Origin of the sequence: Streptomyces sp. NPDC057743 (genome assembly GCF_042798755.1) — a bacterium.
Lineage (GTDB): Bacteria > Actinomycetota > Actinomycetes > Streptomycetales > Streptomycetaceae > Streptomyces.
In genome coordinates, this window is the sequence record NZ_JBHVJX010000007.1 from 199,867 (window position 1) to 220,432 (window position 20,566).

The 20,566-nt window shown below is 71.5% G+C and carries 21 protein-coding genes; 12 read left to right on the forward strand and 9 right to left on the reverse strand.

What is annotated here, in order from left to right:
- The first annotated feature begins 87 nt into the window (after positions 1 to 87).
- Positions 88 to 753: a nucleotidyltransferase domain-containing protein gene (locus ACFVFQ_RS10650; protein ID WP_383412368.1), complete on the forward strand. Its 666-nt coding sequence runs from the start codon at positions 88 to 90 to the stop codon at positions 751 to 753.
- On the opposite strand, the gene ACFVFQ_RS10655 is transcribed toward ACFVFQ_RS10650, so the two are convergent.
- Positions 650 to 1,309, reverse strand: coding sequence for a TetR/AcrR family transcriptional regulator (locus ACFVFQ_RS10655; RefSeq protein WP_383412099.1), 660 nt, complete (start codon positions 1,307 to 1,309; stop codon positions 650 to 652). The genes ACFVFQ_RS10650 and ACFVFQ_RS10655 overlap by 104 nt on opposite strands.
- Before the next feature lie 128 nt (positions 1,310 to 1,437).
- On the opposite strand from ACFVFQ_RS10655, the gene ACFVFQ_RS10660 reads away from it, so the two are divergent.
- The 3 genes from ACFVFQ_RS10660 (at position 1,438) to ACFVFQ_RS10670 (ending at position 4,199) form a co-directional block, all read left to right on the forward strand.
- Positions 1,438 to 1,836, forward strand: a complete 399-nt coding sequence (locus ACFVFQ_RS10660; protein ID WP_383412101.1) for a PPOX class F420-dependent oxidoreductase — start codon at positions 1,438 to 1,440, stop codon at positions 1,834 to 1,836.
- Positions 1,833 to 2,660 carry an SDR family NAD(P)-dependent oxidoreductase gene (locus tag ACFVFQ_RS10665; RefSeq protein ID WP_383412104.1) on the forward strand — a complete coding sequence of 276 codons (828 nt, stop codon included), beginning with the start codon at positions 1,833 to 1,835 and terminating at the stop codon, positions 2,658 to 2,660. The genes ACFVFQ_RS10660 and ACFVFQ_RS10665 overlap by 4 nt, the downstream gene beginning before the upstream one ends.
- Positions 2,661 to 2,840: 180 nt before the next feature.
- The gene (locus ACFVFQ_RS10670) at positions 2,841 to 4,199 is read left to right on the forward strand and encodes an alkaline phosphatase (protein WP_383412107.1); all 1,359 of its coding nucleotides are present in this window, start codon (positions 2,841 to 2,843) and stop codon (positions 4,197 to 4,199) included.
- Between the two features lie 146 nt (positions 4,200 to 4,345).
- On the opposite strand, the gene ACFVFQ_RS10675 is transcribed toward ACFVFQ_RS10670, so the two are convergent.
- Together ACFVFQ_RS10675 and ACFVFQ_RS10680 are read right to left on the reverse strand one after the other, a co-directional pair.
- Positions 4,346 to 5,212, reverse strand: coding sequence for a DUF2127 domain-containing protein (locus tag ACFVFQ_RS10675; protein ID WP_383412110.1), 867 nt, complete (start codon positions 5,210 to 5,212; stop codon positions 4,346 to 4,348).
- A gap of 145 nt (positions 5,213 to 5,357) precedes the next feature.
- Positions 5,358 to 6,071: a hypothetical protein gene (locus ACFVFQ_RS10680; protein ID WP_383412113.1), complete on the reverse strand. Its 714-nt coding sequence runs from the start codon at positions 6,069 to 6,071 to the stop codon at positions 5,358 to 5,360.
- Positions 6,072 to 6,111: 40 nt separating this feature from the next.
- Between ACFVFQ_RS10680 and ACFVFQ_RS10685 the strand changes: the two genes are divergently transcribed.
- Positions 6,112 to 6,252: a hypothetical protein gene (locus ACFVFQ_RS10685; protein WP_383412116.1), complete on the forward strand. Its 141-nt coding sequence runs from the start codon at positions 6,112 to 6,114 to the stop codon at positions 6,250 to 6,252.
- A 45-nt stretch (positions 6,253 to 6,297) separates the two neighbouring features.
- On the opposite strand, the gene ACFVFQ_RS10690 is transcribed toward ACFVFQ_RS10685, so the two are convergent.
- A complete protein-coding gene (locus ACFVFQ_RS10690) occupies positions 6,298 to 6,708 on the reverse strand; it encodes a hypothetical protein (RefSeq protein WP_383412120.1) in 411 nt (136 codons plus the stop codon).
- 322 nt (positions 6,709 to 7,030) lie between these two features.
- On the opposite strand from ACFVFQ_RS10690, the gene ACFVFQ_RS10695 reads away from it, so the two are divergent.
- Entirely contained in the window at positions 7,031 to 7,489 is a 459-nt protein-coding gene (locus ACFVFQ_RS10695; RefSeq protein ID WP_383412123.1) for an LAETG motif-containing sortase-dependent surface protein, read from the forward strand.
- 76 nt (positions 7,490 to 7,565) lie between these two features.
- Here ACFVFQ_RS10695 and ACFVFQ_RS10700 read toward each other — a convergent pair whose 3' ends face one another.
- The 3 genes from ACFVFQ_RS10700 to ACFVFQ_RS10710 all read right to left on the reverse strand — a co-directional run bounded on the left by ACFVFQ_RS10700 (position 7,566) and on the right by ACFVFQ_RS10710 (position 12,405).
- Positions 7,566 to 9,761: a HelD family protein gene (locus tag ACFVFQ_RS10700; RefSeq protein ID WP_383412126.1), complete on the reverse strand. Its 2,196-nt coding sequence runs from the start codon at positions 9,759 to 9,761 to the stop codon at positions 7,566 to 7,568.
- A gap of 177 nt (positions 9,762 to 9,938) precedes the next feature.
- A complete protein-coding gene (locus ACFVFQ_RS10705; protein ID WP_383412129.1) occupies positions 9,939 to 11,939 on the reverse strand; it encodes a GTP-binding protein in 2,001 nt (666 codons plus the stop codon).
- 196 nt (positions 11,940 to 12,135) lie between these two features.
- Positions 12,136 to 12,405, reverse strand: coding sequence for a GlsB/YeaQ/YmgE family stress response membrane protein (locus ACFVFQ_RS10710; protein ID WP_383412132.1), 270 nt, complete (start codon positions 12,403 to 12,405; stop codon positions 12,136 to 12,138).
- Between the two features lie 158 nt (positions 12,406 to 12,563).
- Between ACFVFQ_RS10710 and ACFVFQ_RS10715 the strand changes: the two genes are divergently transcribed.
- From ACFVFQ_RS10715 to ACFVFQ_RS10725, 3 genes are all read left to right on the forward strand, one after another.
- On the forward strand, positions 12,564 to 13,001 hold the full coding sequence (locus ACFVFQ_RS10715) for a MarR family winged helix-turn-helix transcriptional regulator (RefSeq protein ID WP_383412137.1): 438 nt from the start codon (positions 12,564 to 12,566) through the stop codon (positions 12,999 to 13,001).
- Positions 13,002 to 13,206: 205 nt separating this feature from the next.
- Complete coding sequence (locus ACFVFQ_RS10720; RefSeq protein WP_383412140.1) at positions 13,207 to 13,950, forward strand: VC0807 family protein; 744 nt, start codon at positions 13,207 to 13,209, stop codon at positions 13,948 to 13,950.
- A gap of 145 nt (positions 13,951 to 14,095) precedes the next feature.
- On the forward strand, positions 14,096 to 14,476 hold the full coding sequence (locus tag ACFVFQ_RS10725; protein WP_383412143.1) for a hypothetical protein: 381 nt from the start codon (positions 14,096 to 14,098) through the stop codon (positions 14,474 to 14,476).
- Between the two features lie 120 nt (positions 14,477 to 14,596).
- On the opposite strand, the gene ACFVFQ_RS10730 is transcribed toward ACFVFQ_RS10725, so the two are convergent.
- Positions 14,597 to 15,232 carry a flavodoxin family protein gene (locus tag ACFVFQ_RS10730; RefSeq protein ID WP_383412146.1) on the reverse strand — a complete coding sequence of 212 codons (636 nt, stop codon included), beginning with the start codon at positions 15,230 to 15,232 and terminating at the stop codon, positions 14,597 to 14,599.
- A gap of 363 nt (positions 15,233 to 15,595) precedes the next feature.
- On the opposite strand from ACFVFQ_RS10730, the gene ACFVFQ_RS10735 reads away from it, so the two are divergent.
- Both ACFVFQ_RS10735 and ACFVFQ_RS10740 read left to right on the forward strand, forming a co-directional pair.
- On the forward strand, positions 15,596 to 16,885 hold the full coding sequence (locus tag ACFVFQ_RS10735; protein WP_383412149.1) for an aminotransferase class I/II-fold pyridoxal phosphate-dependent enzyme: 1,290 nt from the start codon (positions 15,596 to 15,598) through the stop codon (positions 16,883 to 16,885).
- Positions 16,886 to 17,155: 270 nt separating this feature from the next.
- Positions 17,156 to 17,608, forward strand: a complete 453-nt coding sequence (locus ACFVFQ_RS10740; protein WP_383412152.1) for a hypothetical protein — start codon at positions 17,156 to 17,158, stop codon at positions 17,606 to 17,608.
- A gap of 72 nt (positions 17,609 to 17,680) precedes the next feature.
- Here the strand turns inward: ACFVFQ_RS10740 and ACFVFQ_RS10745 are convergent, their stop codons facing one another.
- Positions 17,681 to 19,378, reverse strand: coding sequence for an ABC transporter family substrate-binding protein (locus ACFVFQ_RS10745; protein ID WP_383412154.1), 1,698 nt, complete (start codon positions 19,376 to 19,378; stop codon positions 17,681 to 17,683).
- Between the two features lie 197 nt (positions 19,379 to 19,575).
- On the opposite strand from ACFVFQ_RS10745, the gene ACFVFQ_RS10750 reads away from it, so the two are divergent.
- The gene (locus ACFVFQ_RS10750) at positions 19,576 to 20,559 is read left to right on the forward strand and encodes an ABC transporter permease (RefSeq protein WP_383412157.1); all 984 of its coding nucleotides are present in this window, start codon (positions 19,576 to 19,578) and stop codon (positions 20,557 to 20,559) included.
- The last annotated feature ends 7 nt before the right edge of the window (positions 20,560 to 20,566 follow it).

Here is a 20,566-nt window from a genome sequence, read left to right on the forward strand (position 1 = left end):
TTGCCGAGAGAAACCCATACTGCTCGAAGACGGCGTAAATCGGCAGTAAGTATGGATCTGGTGAGGATGGTGAGCGTGCGGGGCGACCTGAGACGCCTTCAGGCGCCGTTCGGGCGGTGGGAACCCGCCCCGCTGAGCGAGGTCCGCGAGCGGTTCGGTGGGCCGGGGATCCGGTGGTGGGTGGCCGGCGGCCTCGCGATCGAGTTGGCGGTGGGGCGGGAGCTGCGTCCTCATGGGGACGTTGACGTACTGCTGCTGCGGCGCGACCAGTTGACGGTGCAACAGGCGCTCGCCGGCTGGGAGTGGTGGGCCGCCGATCCGCCGGGGAGTCTGCGCCCTTGGGCGCGGGGCGAGGAACTGCCGCCGCGGGTGCACGACATCTGGTGCCGGCCCGGACCCGACCATCCCTGGCGGATCCAAGTCATGCTCGACGAGTCGGCGGGGGCGGAGTGGGTGTCACGACGCGATGCCGGCGTACGCAGGCCGGTCGACGCGTTGGGCCTGACCTCGCCCGAGGGGGTCCCCTTCCTGGCCCCCGAGATCCAGCTCTACTACAAGGCCGAGGCGCCGCGCCCCAAGGACGAGACGGACTTCGAGGCGGCGCTGCCTGTGCTCACGCCGCGGCAACGGCGTTGGTTGGTTGGGGCGATCACGCGGTCTTACGGGAAGCCGACTTCGGCCGGGGCTTCGTACGGGTCTGGGTCCGAGCACCCTTGGGTTGCGCGCTTGCGGACGCGGCCGGAGCCGGAGTAGGGGCCGGGCCCTGTGGGGCGCCGGTGCCCAGTCCGGCGAGCAGGGAGTGGGTCACCAGGTCAGCGCCCTGAGCGGGGGTCAGCTCGGGCATTTCGTGGGACGCCATGTTCGTGAGGTGGGTGAGCAGGGCGCGCGCCCAACGATCCGGAAGGCCCGGCCGGATGACGCCCTCGTGGACCGCGCGGGCCAGGAACGCGTCGAGTCGTAGCAGTAGTTGGTGGAGGCGTGCGGTGGCCGCCTCGTCCGTCGCCCGCCCCAGGTCCACCGGCCACTTCCGGCTCGCGGTGATGATGCCCTCCGCGTACCGGTGCAGTGCGACGGTCACTGGTGCCTCCGTCAGGCGGGCCTGCTCGCAGACGTCCTCGCAGGCGGCCAGCTTCGCGGCGTACACGCCGGCCATCAGCGCCTCGCGGGTGGCGAAGCGGCGGTAGACGGTCCGTCGGTCAACGCCCGCCTGGGCGGCGATCGTTGCGATGCTCGTCGAGGGGTCGTTCGCCAGGAGGCGTGCTCCGGTCTGCAGGACCGCGTCCAGGTTGCGTGCCGCGTCAGCTCTCATCGTGCTCGGAGCTTAGGCGGCGAGGGGCTTGACTGGCCAGAAGGTGCACGCAGGTATTGCCCTTCGAGCGATAAGTGTCACATAGTTGTGTCAGTTGATGAGAGGGGTGCTGGGTGAAACCAGTCCGCATGTCCGAGAAGCTGCAAGAGGTGCTGGATTCCCGGGTCTTCGTCACGGTGGCGACCCTGCGGCCCGATGGGAGTCCGCACCAGTCGGTGGTCTGGGTGGGGTGCAACGGGGGCGAGGTGTTCTTCGTGACCGGTGTCGACAAGCGCAAGATCCGCAATCTGCGGCGCGATCCCCGGCTGAGCGTGGCGGTCAACCCACCGGACGAGCCGTACGGCTATGCGGTGCTCAGCGGCACCGCACGCTTCGAGAGCGCGGGGAGTCGTGAGCGGATGGACCAACTCGCCGTCAAATACAGCGGCTTGACATATGCGGAGCACAACCCGGAGGCGTACGCCGCGCTGCCCGAGCTGGTGACCGTGCACCTCAGGCCCGAGAAGATCGCGGCACGGTTCCTGTGAAGACGTATCTCGTCACCGGTGGCACGGACGGCATCGGCAAGGAGCTCGCGCTGCGGTGCCTGGCGCGTGGGGCGGAGGTGGTGGCCGTCGGGCGCAGCGCGGCGAGGGGGGCCGAGTGGCTGGCCGCGGCCCGGGCGCAAGGCGCCGCCGACCGGGCGCACTTCATCGCGGCCGACCTCGGCCTGGTCGACGAGAACCGGGCGTTGATCGAGCGGCTCCGCGGGTCCTTCGCCAGGCTGGACGCCCTGGTGCTGTGTGCCAGGCACTTCCGGACCACGCGCCTGGTCACCGCCGAGGGGTTCGAGAACACCTTCGCGCACTTCTATCTGAGCCGCTATCTGCTGAGCCACGGGCTCCTGGACCGGCTCGAAGCCGCCGACGATCCGGTGGTGCTCAACGTCGCCGGGCCGGGTGGTGCGACGGAGATCGCCTGGGACGACCTCCAACTCGCCCGCGGCTACGAGGGCCAGCGGGCGCTGGCGCTCGGCGGGCGGCTCAACGATCTGCTCGGCGTTGGTTTCGCTGACGCCTGGCCGAGGGCCAGGACACGGTACGTGCTGTTCCATCCGGGGACGGTCAACACGGGCTTCTCCGGGGAGTACCCGCCGGAGATGCTGGCCCGAATCGATGCCATCCGGCGGTCCGCGCAGTCGGTCGAGGACGCCGTGGACCCGGTCGTCGAGGTGCTGGAACACCCGCCCGCGGCGCCGATGAGTGCCTTGGTGCAGGGGGTGCCGCTGAGCCTGGACGGCCCGGGCTTCGACGTGGTCGAGGCGCGCCGACTGCGCCGTGCGACCGAGGAGTTGTTGGCGACGGGCGGCTGACTGCCGCGGTCGGGAGTGGTGCCGGCTCGGCGTGCCCGAGGTCGCTCCCCGCCCGCTCCGTAATGCCCCGGACGGAGTGTTGGTGTCGTTGCGTCACCTCCGGTTCACCCCCGACTGGTGGGCTTGCGACCCGTTGGGCCAATTGGCCACGTTCTCGGGACCGTTCAAGGAGACGCTTCGATGCACAGACCCTCCCGCCGCCACCTCGCCGTAGCCACCGCCCTGGTTGCCGCCACCGCAGCCGGGGTCGCCGTGACCACCGTGGCCGGTGCCGCAGACACCAGGCAACAGGCACAGCGCGCCATCCAGGGCGGCAAGGCGAAGAACGTCATCCTGCTCATCGGTGACGGCATGGGGGACTCCGAGATCACCCTCGCCCGCGACTACGTGGTGGGCGCCAACGGCCGCCTGAACATGGACAAGTTCCCGCTCACCGGCGCCTACACCACGTACGCGGTGCACGCGGACGGCACCCCGGACTATGTGACCGACTCCGCGGCGAGCGGCTCCGGTTGGGCGACCGGTCGCAAGACCGTCAACGGCCGCATCTCCAAGACCCCGGACACCGACCGGGCCCTGCCGACCCTCCTCGAACTGGCGCAGAAGAAGGGGTACGCCACCGGCAGCGTCACCACCGCCGAACTCACCGACGCCACCCCCGCGGTGCTCGCCTCGCACGCCACCGACCGCTCCTGCCAGGGCCCCGGCGACATGGCCAAGTGCCCCAACGACACCCTCGCCAAGGGCGGTCCGGGGTCGATCGCCGAGCAGTCCGTGAACCACAGGGTGGATGTGCTGCTCGGGGGAGGCAAGCAGCGCTTCGACCAGAAGGTGACGGAGGGGAAGTACAAGGGGTTGTCCGTCACCCAGCAGGCGGAGAAGTTGGGCTACCAGGTCGTCACGGACGCCGCCGGGTTGCAGGGGGCCAGGGCGGGCAAGCCGGTGCTGGGCCTGTTCGCGCCGGGCAATGTGCCGACCGAGTGGACCGGCAAGCCGGCGGCGGTGGGCGGGACCGAACCGCAGCGGTGCGCCACCACCAACTCCGCTCGCCTGTCGGGCACTCCGAGCCTCGCAGACTCCGCGACCAGGGCCATCCAGCTCCTGGAGGCCAAGCAGAAGCACGCCAAGAAGGGCTTCTTCCTCCAGATCGAGGGGGCGTCGATCGACAAGCAGGACCACGCGGCCGACCCCTGTGGCCAGATCGGCGAGACGGCCGCGTTCGACCGTGCGGTGAAGGTGGCCCGCGACTACGCGGCCAAGCATCCCGACACCCTCGTGGTGACCACCGCCGACCACGGCCACACCAGTCAGATCGTGCCCCTGGAGGCCACCCCGCCCGGCCTGACCTCCACCCTCGTCACCAACGAGGGCCAGCAGCTGAAGGTCAACTACTCGACCAACACCCCGGGCAGGTCGCAGGAACACACCGGCACCCAGGTGCGGATCGCCGCCCAGGGCCCCCAGGCGTACCGGGTCCTCGGCGTCACCAACCAGACGGACCTGTTCACCACCATCCGTGAGGCGCTGGGCCTGCGTTGAGGGTGCGCTAGGTCCTGTCGTCAAACTCCCGTCGTTCGCCCGGAGGGCAGACGGGAGTTTGACGGCAGGGCCTAGGGCACCGGGAGGGGGCCGCGGCCACGCCCTCCCGGTGCCCTATGCGTCATGCCCGCCGCCCGCGGTGCCGTTCAGTGCTTCGACGGGCCGGGCGGGACCCGCTCCAACGCGTCCCAACTGAGGTCCCGTTCGCGCTCGGCGGCCTCCGCGCGGCCACCGCCGCGCACCCCGAACAGCCGCTTGGCGAAGAGCAGATAGACCACCACGGCGAGGTTGATGATCAGGGTGAGGACCTTGGTGACGGTCACCCGGGACGTCAGCTCGTAGACCTCCGGGACCAGCAGCACGGTGGTGGCGACGAACGTCAGGTACTCCGCCCACCGCTTGGCGAACCACAGCCCGACCGCCTCCACGCCCTCCAGCAGCGCATACCCGGCGATCACCAATCCGATCAGCCACAACGTGGAGGAACGCACCGCGAATGCCTTGGCGACCTCGCCCAGCAGCCCGCGTTCGGAGACCCCACCGGTCCCGCCCACGCCGTTCTGGAGCAGGTCCATGAACCGGTAGAACGGCGCCTGGAGGCTCGCCCGCTTGTCCGCGAAGACCAGGACGCCGGTGGCCAGCGCGCCGAGCACCACGAAGTGCAACAGCCGGTCGAGGGCGATCAGCCGCAGGACGTAGCGGTCGCGGAGGGGCTTGCCGCGCAGCGGGAGGGCGATCTCGTGGCGGTCGGGCGGGTGCGTGCGGCCGGGGTGCGGTGCGGGCGTCACCGGCAGCCAGGCATCGCAGCGCAGACAGCGGTGCCAGCGCAGCCCGTCCCGGTCCTCGCGGGCCAAGAGGCCGTCGGCGGGCCGCAGTTGCTCCGCACCCACGCCTTCGAGGTGGTGGCCGTGTAGCGCGCAGCCGAGCAGTTCGTAGCGCAACCGCCGCTTGTCGCCGCCGGTACCGGGCACCGGGGTCGACGCGGTGCGGTCCTCCTCCTCCTCCTCGGCCATGGGTACCTCCGGTTGCGAACGGGTCTGGGAGCGCGGGTGCCTGTCCACGGGTGCCTGCGGTGGGTACCGCGGGCGGCCCGAGGCCAGTGTGGGGCACCGCGGGCGACGATCCCGGCAATGCGGTCCGGGGCGCGCCCGACCGTGCTCAGCCAGGCAGTGCCATGTGGTACTCGACCGCCCGTCGCGTCGTCGGCGCGAAACCTAGTGAGACGAGGGCCGTTTCGTAGACCTCGTCCTCGGGCGCGACGAAGGTCTCCACCACCCGCACCCCGGCGTGTTCGCCGCTCACCCGGCGCACGGCCATCGACACCAGCGCCGCCAACGCCTCGGAGGTCCCCTCCTCCTGCCGGTTGTGAGCCAGCACCGCCCGGTCGCCCTCCACCTCCACATCGCACCAGGCGTCGCCGACCGCCACCCGGAACGGGGCGCCTTCCGTGGTCGGCCGCTCGGCCGGCCGGCTCATGGGCGCGTCGGGCAGAGTGGCCGCCAACTCCCGCCGCCACCAGCGGTACACCTCGTCGCCGGCGACGGCCCCCAGCTCCTCCAACGCAGCGGCGACGGCCAGGGGCAGCTCCCCGCCCTCCTCGACCCAGCGCAACGTCCGGCCGCCGGCCTCCCGAACGACCGGCGCCGCCGCGCGCAGCAACGGCGCCCGCACGTCCAGCGAACCGTCCACCAACCCCACGAACCGCAGATCGGGATCCTCCGCGCCCAGGTCGACCACCCCGACCGAGCCGACGACCGCCCCCGCCTCCCGCGCCACGACCACGGCGCAGGTGCGCTCGTTCGCCCAGTGCTCCTCGACCCAGCGCTCAGCAGTCGCCCCGCGCTCCCGGTAAACCTCGACAGAAACCGACATGGATGGATTGTCCCATGTCGACGGGCATGATGGCGCACGTATGTTCGAGTTGTTGTTGCTGCCTGTACGCGTCCTTGGCGAGGTGCTGCGTCGGCACGCCACTCCGGCCGCCACCGGCCTGAACGCCCCGCTGTCGTTGGGGAGTTGGGCGGGGAGCCGGGGGGCGGGAGCCTTGGTGTGAAGTCCCGTCGGGGGAGGGTGTGTTGGGGTGCCTGGGGCCCGGGCGTCAGTGCACGGTGACCGTGACGGTGCGGGAGATCGAGCGGGTGCGGGGGTGCTTGTCGTTGGGGGAGCGGCCCTCGAAGAGGACCGCGCGCAGGTAGAGGTGGCCGCGCAGTGCGGCGCGCACGCCGGCGTTGACGGTGCCGCCGGCATGGCGCACGGGCTTGGAGCACTTCACGGTGCGCCAGGCACCGGTGCCCCAACGCCGTTGCACGCAGACCTTGTTGTACGACGCGTTGTCGTCGGTCGCCCTGCCGGTGGCGTGGACGAGCCCGCCGCGGCCGACCGAGCGCGGGCCGGCGGCGAAGGTCAGGGATGACTTGGCCGAGGCCGGTACCGCGGTGATGCCCAGCGAGGTCACTGCGAGGGCGCCGACGAGCGCGGAGTGCAGGGTGCGACGGTTATGGCGGGTCATCCTTTTCTCCTCCGTGGCCTTTTCGGTTTCGATGGGCTTGGACATCCGGCGTGGTGGAGGCCGCCGCATCACGTGGCTACCCGGATGATCACACCACCTTACGTCTCCTTTACCCTGCGGGGGACAGTTTTGGGTATTTCTTGGAGAAGTGGGTGCACTGCGTGAAGTTGGGCCGAGTTTCCGCCGATGTCGCTGCTGCTGCGATGGCGCCGGCCGTGTTGCTCTCCTCGCCGGCGGTGGCCGCCGACCGCGCCGCGTCGCCGGCCACCACCGGCACTTCCTTGAGTCCGGTCGGTACGCGGCGCAGGCGACCGACGACCGGGTGCGGACCACGCAGGTCATGAGCATCGGCGGGCCCGCGGTGAAGGCGGCCGGGACGAAGGCGCTGGACGGTACGCCGGCGGACGTCCGGCACTTCCTGGAGGTCGGCCAGTACGAGGCCCGCGCCCAGGACGAGGCGGCTGAGGCCAAGCGCAAGGAGCAGGAGAAGAAGCAGGAGCAGGAGCAGGAGGAGCAGAAGCAGGAGGAGCGGAAGCCTGCGCCGCAGCCCGAGGGGGAGGGCTCGGGGAAGCGGGCGGCCGACGGCGGCGCCGAAGGCGCCCGGCCCGCGTCGGCGTCCGCGTCGGGTGGCGGCCCGGTCTCCGCGGTCGGTGGGCGTGAACTGGCCGCCACCGGCGTCGGATCGGCCACCCCGTGGGCCGTCGGCGGCTCGGCCGTCGCCCTCACCGCCGGCGCCGGGCTCGTGGTGGCCGCCCGCCGTCGCCCCGCGCGCCAGGACTGAACCCGACGCGCGGGCCTCGCCGTCCACCCGTACGGCGAGGCCCGCGCGTCGTCGCGCCGCTGGCGCGTCCGGTCGGTCAGTCCGCCAGTGTGGCCAGACCCTCGGGCAGCGCGCCGGTGTGGAGCACGCCCAGCCGCTGGGTCGCCCGGGTCAGCGCGACGTAGAGGTCGCTGGTCCCGAACTCCGCCGGCTCGGCGACCAGTACGGTGTCGAACTCCAGCCCCTTGGCCTGGCGCGGGTCGAGGAGCACCACCGGGTTGGTCAGATCGGGTTCCGGGCCGGCGGATGCGGTCGGCAGGGCGGTTGCCAGTTCGGCGTGGTGCTCGCGCGGGGCGATCACGGCGAGCCGGCCCCGGTCGTCGCGCCGCGTCTCGCGGGCCACCGCCTCCGCCACCGCCGCCGGCAGGTCGGCGGTGCGGTGGGCCCACGGCGGGACCCCGGTGGAACGGATCGAGGTGGGCGGCACGAACGACGGGTCGGCGACCCGGGGCACCTCCGCCGCGGCCGTCATGATCTCGGTCGGCGTGCGGTAGTTGACGCCGAGCCGGACGTGCTCCCAGCGGTCCTCCACGTACGGCGCGAGGATGGTGTCCCAGGAGCCGCAGCCGCCCGGTTCCGAGGTCTGCGCAGGGTCGCCGACCAGCGTCATCGAGCGGGTCGGGCAGCGGCGCATCAGCAACCGCCACAGCATCGGCGAGAGTTCCTGCGCCTCGTCCACGATGATGTGGCCGAAGGCCCAGGTGCGGTCGGCCGCGGCGCGTTCGGCGGCGCTGCGGTGGTCGGCCTCCTCCTGGCGCTCGGCGAGCCGGTCCGCGTCGATCAGGTCGTGCGCGGCCAGCACCTCCGAGTCCTCGTCGTCCTTGTCCTCGAACTCCTGGGTGCGCGAACCGTAGGAGAGGTCCAGCACGCCCTGGGCGTACGCGATGCGCTCCTGGCGTTCGGCCTCGGCGGCGGCCCGGGCGGCCGAGTCGTCCTCGCCGAGGAGTTCGGCCGCCTCGTCCAGCAGCGGGACGTCCGCCGCGGTCCAGTCGCCGTCGGTGCGGCGGATCGCCTCGGCGTCGGCGTCGGGGAGGTGGACCGGATCGGCCAGGAAGTCGGCCACCAGCTGCTGCGGGGTGAGCGTCGGCCACAACTCCTCGATGGCGTCGTGGACTTCGCGGCTGGTGGCGACGGCCTTGCCGAGCTGGGCGATGTCGTCCGGGCCGAGGAGGTTCGGGCCGCCGTACGGGTCGGCGCCGATCCGCTCGGTGAGTTGGGCGGTGAGCGCGTCGATCACCTGGAACGCGAAGTGCGGGCGCGCGAGGTTGTGCGGCAGCCGGGTGGCGCGGGCGCGTTGCCGGGCCGCCGTCGCGATCTCCGCGTCCAGGTGCAGTTCGCCGTCGTCGTGCGCGATGACGAGGGTGGGCTCGGGGAGCGTCTGTCGGTCGGCCACGAACTGCGCGAGGGCGTCCGCCATCGCGGCGCTGCCCTTGACCTCGGCGGCGCGCGGCGTGTCGACGCCGGTCGCGGTCACGCCGGGGAACAGCTCGCCGGGCGTCGCCAGCAGCACGCCGGTCTCGCCGAGCGACGGCAGTACCTGCCCGATGTAGCCGAGGAACGCCGGGTTGGGCCCGACGATCAACACCGCGCGGCGGGCGAGCTGTTCGCGGTGCGCGTACAGCAGGTACGCGGCCCGGTGCAGTGCCACGACGGTCTTGCCGGTGCCCGGGCCGCCCTCGACGACCAGGACGCCGTGGTGCGGGGCGCGGATGATGCGGTCCTGGTCGGCCTGGATGGTCTGCACGATGTCGTGCATCCGGCCGGTGCGCGCCGCGTCCAGGGAGGCCAGCAGGATGGCGTCCGCGTCTTCATGACCGGTGCGTTGGGCGTCGGCGAGGTCCAGGATCTCGTCGTGCAGTGCGGTCACCCGGCGGCCCTCGGTGGTCAGGTGGCGCCGGCGCCGCAGGCCCATCGGGGTGTGCCCGGTGGCGAGGTAGAAGGGGCGGGCGACGTCGGCCCGCCAGTCGATGACCAGCGGAGTGTGGTCGGCGTCGTCCCGGCGGATGCCGATGCGGCCGATGTGGTGGTCGCGGCCGTCCCGGAACGCCAGCCGGCCGAAGCACAGCCCGTGTTCCCCGGCCTCGAAACCGGCCAGCAGCTCGGCCTGTTCGGCGACCATCACGTCCCGCTCCAGCCGCGCCTGGAATGTGCCCTCGGACAGCGGCAGGGCCTTCTCCAGCGCGTCCTGCGCCCCGGACCGCAGGGCGTCGAGGCGTTCGTGGAGCAGGTCCATGAATTCCTGCTCCTTACGCAATTCCTCGTTTGACAATTCAGCTCCGCTCGAATATCCTGTGCAGTAGTGAGTTTGAGTGGTTAATTCTTCTGCGCAATATGCAAACGCTCAATATACGCGGAGAATTACCCCAGCTGTCAATCCTCGATCGCAGTGCGCCGCGTCGGGGATTTTTTGTTATTCCGTCGAGCGGGGAGCGCCGGCCGCTTGGCCGATCGGCCGGTCGCCGCTGGGCCGGGACCACCACAGGGCCTCGCCGTGCGTCAGGGCAGGCAGTCGGAGCTCGGCGGCGCGCACCCGGCCGGCTGGGATGACGCCCTTGACCAGCCATGACGACATGCCGCCGGCGGTCTCCTCGATGGTGGCGCCCAACGCGGCCAGGCATGAGGTCACGGCCGGCAGCGTGTCCAGCGGGATGTCCACGTCGAAGGCGTGGCACGGCTCGTAGACCCGGGTGCCGGCGTGGGCCAGGGCGCGGGCGAGCACCACCGGGGTCAGGCCCCGGAAATCGCCCGCCGTGCTCAGCGGGCCGACGAATCCCGAGCGGGTGAGGGTGACCGTGCAATCGGTGACCGCCCAGCCGTGCGGGCCGGTGCGGAGCGCGGTGTGCACGGTCTCCTCGATCGCCACGTGGAAGGCGTGCGGCAGCGCGCCCAGTTCGGTCTCGTAGCGGAAGGCGATGCCGGCATTTCGCGCCGTGGGCTCGACGCGCAATCCGACGGTGGCCCAGAAACCGCTCGGGCTCGGGGCCCGGCGCCCGATTTCCTCGTGTGCCTCGGCGGTGCCCCTGGGGCGTTCCAGGCAGACGGTCCGGCTGGGTTCGAAGACCGCTTCGATCCCGAAGTCGTTGACCAGGGTTGCCGCGAGGATCTCCTTTTGGACCTCGCCGTAGAGCAGTACGGAGGTGGCGCCGTCGGGCTCGGCGCTGGCGTGGATGAACGGGTCCTGCTCGGCGAGGCGTTGCAGCGCCGCGTGCAGGCGGGACGCCGCGCCGGGTGCCGCGTCCCGGGGCCGGACGAGCGTGCGGAGGGTCGGGGCGCGGAAGTGTGGCGGGCGGGGGCCGTCGTCCCGGCCGGCGGGATCGGACAGCCGGTCGCCGACCCGGACCTCCGCCAGGCCGGTGATCTTCCCGATCTCGCCCGCGGTCAAATGGCGTGTCGCATCAAGGGAGTTGGCGTTGTTGCCCGGGCGTCCGACGATGTGCAGGGAGGTGATCTGGCCGGTGTGTGCCAGGCGCGTGCCGTCGGGGCGGTTGCGGTGCAGGGTGACGCGTTGGCGGGCGGCCAGCGTGCCGGAGAACAGGCGGAGGTACGCGGTCTTCTTGCCGGACGCCGCGTGCTCGACGGCGAAGACGGTGCCCTGCGGGGGCGTCGCGGCCGGTTCCGGGCCGTTGCCGGTGAGCGCGGGGGGCAGCAGGTCCGTGAGGCCGTCGATGAGCGCGCTAACGCCCTGGCCGCTGCGGGCCGAGCCGCAGTAGACGGGGTGCACCCGGCCGGCGCTGACCTGCTCGGCGAGCGCGGTGCGCAGCTCGTCGACGGACGGGAACGGGCCGTCCACGACGCGGGCGAGCAGCGCGTCGTCGGTCTCGGCGAGCGCCTCGGCGACCCGGTCGCGGAACGCGGGGTCGGCGTCCCACGCGTACGGGAGCGCGCTGGCGGACGGCGTGCCGAGGTCCCGGACCGCCGTCATGGGCACGAGGTGCGGGGCCAACTTCCGCCGGACGTCGGCCAACAGGTCGTCGCCGCGGGCGCCGCGCCGGTCGATCTTGTTGACGAAGAGCACCACCGGCAGCCGCAGCTCGCGCAGCGTCCGCATCAGGACGCGGGTGTGGGCCTGCACCCCCTCGACGGCGGAGAGCACCAGCACGGCGCCGTCCAGGACGCCGAGGACGCGCTCCACCTCGGCCACGAAGTCGGCGTGCCCGGGGGTGTCGATGAGGTTGATCTGTGTGGTGCCGACGGCGAAGGAGGCCACCGCCGAGCGCACGGTGATCCCGCGCTGCCGCTCGATGGCCCCGGTGTCGGTCTGGGTGTCGCCGGCATCCACGCTGCCGAGCCGGTCGATCGCTCCGGTCTCGAACAGCAGACGCTCGGTCAGGCTGGTCTTACCCGCGTCGACGTGCGCGAGGATGCCGATGTTCAGGGTGTGCTTGATGTTCGGGGTGTGCTTGGTGTGCATGGGGGTCGAAGTCCTCGAAATTCACCGTCCGGTAGGGGCGCTGGGGGGTTTCGAGGAATCGGCGCACGGGGGTTCTCCTGCTCTGTGGGGAAACGACGGGGACCAGCCTGTGGACTTCGGACGGCTCGGGCAACTGGTTTTCGGCGGCGCGCGAAGGGGCCGGAGGGAGACGCCCCACCGGCCCCTGCTGCGTCGGTCAGTGTTGGCGGTTCCGCCCCAGGATGAGGCGGTAGAGGAGGAGGACGATCACGGAGCCGACGATGGCGGCGATCCACGTCGAGAGGTGGAAGAAGCCGTTGATGGAGTGCACCCCGAAGATCACCTTGCCGAGCCAGCCGCCCAACAGGCCGCCGGCGATGCCGATCAGCATGGTGACCAAACAACCACCGGGATCCTTGCCAGGCATCAGGGCCTTTGCGATGGCTCCGGCACAGAGGCCGATCAGGGCCCACGCGATGATTCCCATGTCCGCACCCTCTCCTCAAGGCCAGTCAAGGCCGGTCGATGCGTAAAGACTGGTGGTCGCCGACGGATCTTTCACCCGGGCTTACGGCGAACGTGTGACGGACGGGCGGCGAGTCTCGCCGGTTGATCGGTCAGGTTGTTCAACCTAGGCTTATGAACATGACTGATAGCTCGGACGTCGACGATCTGGCCGGTGCGCTCTACGGAAGCATCGGCCTGTTGGCCCGCCGGCTGCGTCAGCTCCAGGCGCCCGGCGAGCTCACGTTGCCCGAGCGTGCCGCGCTGTCGCGCCTGGACCGGGGCGGCCCGACCACGGCGGCCGAGTTGGCGCGGGCCGAGCAGATCACGTCCCAGGCAATGGGGACCACGTTGGGCGGGTTGGAGGAGCGCGGCCTCGTCGAGCGGCGGCGCGACCCGCATGACGGCCGGCGGATCATCATGTCCGTGACCGAGGCCGGCGTCGAGGTGTTGCGACACAAGCGGGACGCCCGGTCCAGGCAGGTGGCGCAGGCCCTGCGGGAGCGGTTCACGGAGGCGGAGTTGGCGACCCTGAAGGCGGCGGCGCCGCTCATCGAGCGCCTGGGCGACAGCTTCTGACGCCGAACAACGTGGCGTTTCCGTAAGGGAGTTGGGGAGGGTCGGGCGCCGGTCGGTCCTCCACCTGGCGGTGGAGGCGGCGGGTGGAGAGCGGGCCTGAGGGGTTCGGCCCGGGGGTCGATGCGTCTCCACCCGGCCGACTCCTACTGTCGTGGCGGATCACCGTGGTGCCGGAACGACCGGCGCCGGACCGTTGGAGGCCGTCGTGACATCCGTTCGGACGGGCGGGGCGCACCCGTTACGCGCCGTGGGCGTATCGCTGACCGTCAACCTCGTGCTGCCGCTGGGCCTGTACTACGTGCTGCGGGCGCAGGGCGTCGCGCAGTGGCAGGCGCTGCTGCTGAGCGGCGCGGTGCCCACGGTGCACGCGTTGGGCGCGGCCGTGGTGCGGCGGCGCGTCGAGATCTTCGATCTGGTCGTGGCCGGGCTGTTGGCGGTCTCCGCGGGCCTGTCGGCGATCAACGGCAGTCCGCGGGTGATGCTGCTGAAGGACGTGGCCATCCCCGTCGTTCTCGGGTTGTGGATCCTGGGCACGCTGCTGGCGGCCCGGCCCTTCGCGTTCCACTTCGGGAGTCGGTTGCGGGGCGCGGGCGGGGAGGCCGACGCGGACCGTGCCTGGCGTGAACGGCCGGAATTCCGGGGCGCGTTGCGGGTGCTGACGATCCTGTGGGGCGGTTCCCAGATGCTCGATGCCGCGCTGAGCGCGGTGGCGGCCTGCACGCTGCCCGTCGATGTGGTGCCGGTGATCGGGCGGTTCCAGTCCCTCGGCATCCTCGCGGTGGTGGTGGCGCTGACCGTGCGCCGCAGTCGCGTCTTCCGCAGGCGGTACGGCTTCCCGCTGTTCGGCGGCGTGCGGGCGCCGGTCGGGGAGGGGGCGGTGACTTCGGGGACGGGGACGGGGACGGCCGATGGGCAGGCTCGGGCCGCGGGTGACGCCGTGCGGGCGTGACACCGGGCGCGGGGCGGGGTCCGTCAACCAGGCGGCCGCGTCAGCAGGGTCGGGGAGCAAAGGAGTTGGGGCGGGCGGCGTCACGGGGTGGCCGGTGCGTCGTTGGACCGGTCGACAATCCGCTCTCCCTCAACTGGAGCCAGTCATGAACTCCGTAGCACGTGGAACCGGCCTGGTCCGTGGTCGTGGACGCGGACGCCGGCGCGCGTCCGCCCGGGGCCGGGCGGCCGTGGCCGTGGCGCTCGCCGTCGGTGCGGTGCTGGGAACCGCGGCGGCCGCCCACGCGGCCGACCTCGGCATGCTCCTCTACACCACCCCGGCCGGCAAGAAGGCCACCCTGAACCAGCCCGAGCCCGGCCGTTGCTACCCGATCAAGGGCGACGGCCTCGCCTCCAACCTCTCCCTGGTCGGCAAGACCGCCCACTTCTACCCCAGGGCACACTGCGCCGGCGTGCCGGTCGCCGACCTCGGCCCGGGCAAGCGGCAGAAGGTGCGCTTCTCGTCCGTGCGCGTCGACGCGGACTGAGCCGCGGGCGCGGCGGGACGGGGGAGCGCCGGCGGGATCCCGACCCGCCGGCATCCCTCAACGTCCCTATTGACTATGGGCGTTGCGGCTCCGCCCAAGCACTGACCCACCGGACAAGCCCTAGGCCGGGGAATGGGTGAGCGGGGCCGTGCCTTGGAAGAAGGTCTTGGCGCGGCGCATCGCCCGGTCGTCTTCGCGTACCTGGCCGGGGCCGGAGCCGTTGCCCAGCAGCACGCCGCCGAAGTGCATCCGCAGATAGGCGGCTGAGTGGCGGAGCGCGGTCACCAGGCCGTCGGCGACGGTCTCGTCGGGGTTGGCCATCACCGTCACTCCCCACAACGTCCGGCCCGCCATCCGGTCCTTGAAGTCCGAGCCGGGTGCCGTCAGCCACCCCGACCAGTAGTCGAGGTAGCGCTTGGTCTGCGCGGAGAGGCTGTACCAGTACAGGGGCGAGGCGATGACGATGTCGGTGGCCGCCAACGTCGCCCGGCGCAGCTCCTCTTCGTGCTCGTTGACCGGCCAGTTCTCGGATGCGTGTCGCCCGTCCCGGAAATCGGGCAGCGGGGTGCGGGCGAGGTCGACCCACTGTTGGGGAATGCCCGGGGGCAGTTGGGCGGCGGCGCTGCGGGCGAGCAACTCGGTATTGCCGTCGGGCCGGGAGCTACCGAGAACGAAGAGGAACGAACGGTCTGTGTCGGGCGACACGGCCGCTGTCGTCGCTGTCGTCGGCGTGGTGGGTGTGCTGGGGGTGGTCATGGGGGCTCCGGGGGTAGTGCCGGGGCGGGTGCCGCCCGGGATCGGTTGTTTCCCTGCTCCCAACCTCCGTGATCCGGGACGTATTCCGGGTGCCTGGCAGCAATCCGCGGTGGCCGGTATTTCGTTGATCAGGATGGGGAAACCCCAGGTCAGGTGGGCCTCTCCGAGGCCGGCGAAGAGCTCGGGGCCGAGCGCGGTGAGCCGGGGGAATGCCTGGGGGAGGCGGGGATGAAGCCGGGGGTGGTGAGACGGGAGGAATTGGGTAGGCGGTCGGGACCCCCGCCCCGCTACCGTTGGCGCTGCTCCCGCGCCCGCCGGCGTCGGCGGGGCCGGCACCGACGAGGAATGAGAAGGATGACGGGAATGGACCTGACCGCACTCACGCGCCCCGAGCTGTCCGACCGGCTGGCCGCGCTCCGCGACGAGCACGCCCGGCTCAAGGGGCGCGGCCTGCGCCTGGACCTGACCCGCGGCAAGCCCTCCGCCGAGCAACTGGACCTGTCCGAGCCGCTGTTCGGCCTGCTGGAGCCCGGCGACCACACCGCGCAGGACGGCACCGACTGCCGCAACTACGGCGGACTGCACGGCCTGCCGGAACTACGCGCGGCGTTCTCCACGCCGCTCCAGGTGCCCGTGGAGCAGCTGGTCGCCTTCGGCAACTCCAGCCTGGAGCTGATGTACGAGTGCGTGGTGGACGCCGTGCTGTTCGGCGTTCCGGGTTCGCCCGCGCCCTGGCCGCGGGAGGGGCGCACGGCGATGCTGTGCCCGGTGCCCGGCTACGACCGGCACTTCGGGCTCTGCGAGAAGCTGGGCATCGAGATGATCCCGGTGCCGATGACCGAGAGCGGGCCTGACCTGGACGAGGTCGAGCGGCTGGTCGCCGACGAGCGGGTCAAGGGCATCTGGTGCGTGCCGAAGTACAGCAACCCCACCGGCGTGACCTACTCGCCCGAGACGGTGCGCCGCCTGGCCGCCATGGAGACCGCGGCGCCGGACTTCCGAGTGTTCTGGGACAACGCCTACGCCGTGCACGGCGTGCAGGGGGCGGACGAGACGCTCGCCGACATCCTGGCGCTGAGCGCCCAACACGGCCACCCCGACCGGGTGTTCGTCTTCGGCTCCACCTCGAAGATCACCGCGGCCGGCAGCGGCGTCGCCTTCTTCGGCTCCTCGTCCGCCAACGTCTCCTGGCTGCTCGGCCACCTCTCGAAGCGGACCATCGGCCCCGACAAGCTCAACCAGCTCCGGCACGTCCGCTTCCTGCCCGACGCGCCGGCCGTGGCCGCCCACATGGAGCGCCACGCGGCCGTGCTGGGCCCCAAGTTCGAGCTGGTGGACACGGTGTTGGAGAAGCGGCTCGGGGGGAGCCAGGTCGCCTCGTGGACCCGTCCGCGGGGTGGGTACTTCGTGAGCCTGGACGTGTTGGACGGCTGTGCGGCCCGCGTGGTGGAGCTGGCCGGGGACGCGGGCATCGCGCTCACCCCCGCCGGGGCCACCTTCCCGTACGGCACCGACCCGCGCGACCGCAACATCCGCCTGGCGCCCAGCTTCCCCACCGTGGAGGAGCTGCGCGACGCGGTGGAGGGGCTGGCCCTGTGCGTCGAACTCGCCGCGGTGGAGCGGCTGTCGGCGGACGCTGACGGGGCGCAGTAGGCGGGTGCGCACCCCGGGGCGGGCGGTTTCCGTACGCGGTGGAGTCCGCCCGCCCCGGGGAGCACGCTCCGTGTTCCGCCGGGCACAGTGGGGCAAATCGGCTGGTCCCGTACGCCTGGGTGGCGGTGTCGGGCGCAGCGGTCGTAGCCTGCTGGCGCAGAGAGGCAGCGACAGCCCCGCGGGGACGTGTTCGGCCCGTGACGAGGACCGCACCCTGCGTCGCAGCCGGTGTCCGAGGTGTCCACCATGCGAAGCGGCTGAGGAGCGGATATGCGAGTTCACAGGGCCACGGCAGCACTCATGATCTGTGCGGGGGCGGCACTGGCGACGGCCACCATGCCGGCCACCGCGACCGCCGCCACGACACCGCCGACCCCCACCCGCCCACACCACGTCGCAGTCATCGACTGCATCGGCAAGGCCAAGGAACGCCCCGGCAACTTCATACTCGCCTGCGGCGACGGCAACAACGTCCTGAAGTCGCTGCACTGGTCGCAGTGGCGCGACCGGTCCGCGGTGGCGAAGGGCACGGACTTCGTCAACGACTGCAAGCCGTACTGCGCGGCGGGCCACTTCCACGGCTATCCGGTCAAGGTGCGCTTCGACACCCCGCAGCCCCGCACCGGGCACTCCGGAAAGCACTACACCCGGGTGACGTTGACGTACACCGGCGCCCGCCCGGCCGGCACCCCGCGGGTGGTCACCACGACGCTCTGGGGCTGACGGCAGCCTCGCGAAGGTGGGGCGGGAGGCTTCTCGCGGAAGTCTCCCGCCGCCACCGATCGCGCCGCCCGATTACTTCAACCGGCCTGCCTTGGCGAGCTGTTCGCTGCCCAGGCCGGGTGCGCCGTAGTTGGCGAGGTCCTTGCGGACCGCGGAGATCTGCGGACGCTGGTAGAGGGGGAGGGAGTGGCCGAGCCGCCAGACCGCGGCGTCGGCCTTGTTGTAGAGGGCGATCTGCTGCTTCACGTCGGTGGTCCGGGACGCCTTCAGCAGGAGCCCGTCGACCTCGGGGGACGAGACCCCGCCGTAGTTGGTGAAGGTGTTGTCGCCCTGCGGCATGCGGTAGCCGCCGTATGCCTGGGAGCGGAAGACCTGGTCGACCTGGCGGAACTGGCTGAGGTCGTAGTTGCTGCGGTGGATGTACTTGTCGAAGTAGTCGTTGGACGGCACCTTGCGCAGCTCGGCGTCGATGCCGAGCTCGGCGAGCATCTGCTGGGTGAGCTTGGCCTGGTCCATGGCCAGGCCGGCGGCGTCCGACGGCAGGACGTAGTCCAGGGTCAGCTTCCTGCCGTCCCTGGTGCGCGGCTTGCCTGGGCCGTTGTCCCGCCAACCGGCCGCGTCCAGCAGCTTCTTGGCGCGGGCGACGTCCCGCTTGCCGAACGACCCCGAGTTGTCCTGGTAGCCCTCCTGGTTGGGCATGAAGAAGTGGTTGCCGAGGACCTTGGGTTGGAAGGGCAGGTCCTTGCCGGCCACCTCCGCCAGCGCCGTCCGGTCGACGCCGAGCAGCACCGCCTGTCGGACCCGGACGTCCTTGAGCGGACCGCGCCGGCCGTTGAGGCTGAGGGTCACCTGGTCCCAGCGGGCGCCGATGCGGATGTCGGTGCCCTTGTCGCCCTTCAGCCGCTGGTACGCCTCGGGGCTGGCGGCGCTGGTGGAGTCGATCTCCTTGTTGAGATAGGCGTCCACGTAGCTGGAGCCGTCCAGCGCCCAGAAGATGACCTTGTCCAACTTGGGCTTTGCGCCCCACCAGTTGGGGTCGGGCACCGCGGTGATGGTCTGCGCGGTCCGGTCGTAGGCGCCGATCCTGAAGGCGTTGGCGGTCACCGGGATGGTGCCGGCCCATGACGTGGCGAAGCTCTCCGGGGTGGCGTTGAGCGACGCCGGCAGCAACGGGTCGAACAGCTTCTGCCAGTCGGCGTACGGGGTGTCGAAGGTGACCGTGACCTCGTGGTCGTCCGCGCCGCGGGCGACCTCGGAGATCTGGTCGTAGCCGCTGGTGTCCGCGGCGGCGAAGCGCTTGTCCCTGCCGTTCAGCGCCTTCCACTGGGCCGCGAAGTCCCGCCAGCCCAGCGGCTTTCCGTCGGACCACTTGGCCTTCGGGTTCAGGCGGTAGCGGACCACCTGCGGATGGGCCGAGACCACCTCGGCGGAGGCCAGGAAGTCGGGGTTGGGGTGTGGGACGCCCTTGGCGTCGAGGAGGAACAGCTGCGGCTCGACCAGTTCGGTGATGGCGGAGGCGTCGCCCTGGGTGCCGTCGACCTGGTTGGGGTTGTACTGGCTGATCCACTGCTCGATCGCCATCTTGAGGGTGCCGCCCTGCCTGAGGTCCGCGGCCGGGTGCGGATTGAGGTCCTGGGTGCCGGCGACCGGCGCCGCACCGCCCCGCGACGCGCCGTCCGACGCACCCCCGGGCCCACCACAGGCAGTGAGCACGGTGGCGGTGGAAAGGGACACGACGGCCAACGCCATGGTGCTGCGGGCCCGGTTCATGCTGCTCTTCCTCTCGGTGGACACCTCGCCGCGCGATCGCGCCGCACAGGCACCGTAAGCCGGTCCAGACCATTCCAAAGTCCCAGGTCAGCCCATTTATTGAGGTTGCAATGAGGGGTTTACGCAGCCGTCTGGCGGGCGGTGTTCGGTGGGATAGCGTCTGGCCGCACCGCCCCCCCCTCGAAGGAAATCCACTCGTGCTCGCCCACCTCGCCAAACGCCTCGGCTATTACGCTCTGTTGCTGGCCCTGGCCGTCGTCCTCTCCTACGCCCTGACCTCCCTCGCGCTCTCGCCGCGCGGCTACTTCGAGGGCAGACAACCGGCCCCACCACCCGACGCGATCGACGCCCAACTCACCGCGCTCGGCATCAACGACCACACCCCGCTGTGGGACCGGTTCGGCAACTGGCTCGGCCACGCCCTTGGCGGCGACCTCGGCCGCACCCTCGACTCCTCCGACGTCGGCACCGAGTTCGGCCGACGGGTCGGCGTCAGCCTGCGACTGCTGCTGACCGGCACGCTGCTGGGCACCGTCGGCGGGGTGCTGCTCGGCACCTGGGGCGCGGTGCGCCAATACCGGTTCTCCGACCGGGCGGTGACGCTCTTCGCGTTCCTGCTGCTCGCCACCCCGACGTTCCTGCTCGCCGTGCTGCTCAAGATCGGTGCCATCCACACCAACCAGGCGGCCGGCCGCGAACTCATCAGCTTCACCGGCGAGAAGACCCCCGGACTGACCGGCGGCCTGGCCACCCTCCTCGGCGACCGCGCGGTCCACCTCCTCCTGCCCACCCTGGCCATCGCGCTGGGCACCGCGGCCGCCTACAGTCGCTACCAGCGCGGCACGATGCTCGACGTGCTCGGCTCGGACTTCCTGCGCACCGCCCGTGCCAAGGGCCTGCGCCGCCGCACCGCCGTCCTCAAACACGGCCTGCGCACCGCCCTGGTCCCGATGTCCACCTTCTTCGCGTACGGGTTCCTCGCCCTGTTCACCGGCGCCGCGTTCACCGAGAAGGTCTTCGGCTGGCACGGCATGGGTGCCTGGTTCATCGACGCGGTCGGCAAGGGCGACGTCAACTCCGTCGTCGCCGTCAACGTGTTCGCCGCGGTGGTGGTGCTGCTCGCCGGATTCCTCGCCGACGTGCTGCACGCCGCGCTCGACCCGCGCGTCCGCACGAGCTGAGGAGACC

Coding starts and splice junctions, on each gene's coding strand:
- ACFVFQ_RS10715 (WP_383412137.1), top strand. CDS start 12,564: ATGACTGATAGCTCGGACGTCGACGATCTGGCCGGTGCGCTCTACGGA.
- ACFVFQ_RS10675 (WP_383412110.1), bottom strand. CDS start 5,212: ATGGCCGAGGAGGAGGAGGAGGACCGCACCGCGTCGACCCCGGTGCCC.
- ACFVFQ_RS10655 (WP_383412099.1), bottom strand. CDS start 1,309: ATGAGAGCTGACGCGGCACGCAACCTGGACGCGGTCCTGCAGACCGGA.
- ACFVFQ_RS10735 (WP_383412149.1), top strand. CDS start 15,596: ATGGACCTGACCGCACTCACGCGCCCCGAGCTGTCCGACCGGCTGGCC.
- ACFVFQ_RS10660 (WP_383412101.1), top strand. CDS start 1,438: ATGTCCGAGAAGCTGCAAGAGGTGCTGGATTCCCGGGTCTTCGTCACG.
- ACFVFQ_RS10740 (WP_383412152.1), top strand. CDS start 17,156: ATGCGAGTTCACAGGGCCACGGCAGCACTCATGATCTGTGCGGGGGCG.
- ACFVFQ_RS10725 (WP_383412143.1), top strand. CDS start 14,096: ATGAACTCCGTAGCACGTGGAACCGGCCTGGTCCGTGGTCGTGGACGC.
- ACFVFQ_RS10670 (WP_383412107.1), top strand. CDS start 2,841: ATGCACAGACCCTCCCGCCGCCACCTCGCCGTAGCCACCGCCCTGGTT.
- ACFVFQ_RS10745 (WP_383412154.1), bottom strand. CDS start 19,378: ATGAACCGGGCCCGCAGCACCATGGCGTTGGCCGTCGTGTCCCTTTCC.
- ACFVFQ_RS10730 (WP_383412146.1), bottom strand. CDS start 15,232: ATGACCACCCCCAGCACACCCACCACGCCGACGACAGCGACGACAGCG.
- ACFVFQ_RS10690 (WP_383412120.1), bottom strand. CDS start 6,708: ATGACCCGCCATAACCGTCGCACCCTGCACTCCGCGCTCGTCGGCGCC.
- ACFVFQ_RS10700 (WP_383412126.1), bottom strand. CDS start 9,761: ATGGACCTGCTCCACGAACGCCTCGACGCCCTGCGGTCCGGGGCGCAG.
- ACFVFQ_RS10680 (WP_383412113.1), bottom strand. CDS start 6,071: ATGTCGGTTTCTGTCGAGGTTTACCGGGAGCGCGGGGCGACTGCTGAG.
- ACFVFQ_RS10710 (WP_383412132.1), bottom strand. CDS start 12,405: ATGGGAATCATCGCGTGGGCCCTGATCGGCCTCTGTGCCGGAGCCATC.
- ACFVFQ_RS10685 (WP_383412116.1), top strand. CDS start 6,112: ATGTTCGAGTTGTTGTTGCTGCCTGTACGCGTCCTTGGCGAGGTGCTG.
- ACFVFQ_RS10705 (WP_383412129.1), bottom strand. CDS start 11,939: ATGCACACCAAGCACACCCCGAACATCAAGCACACCCTGAACATCGGC.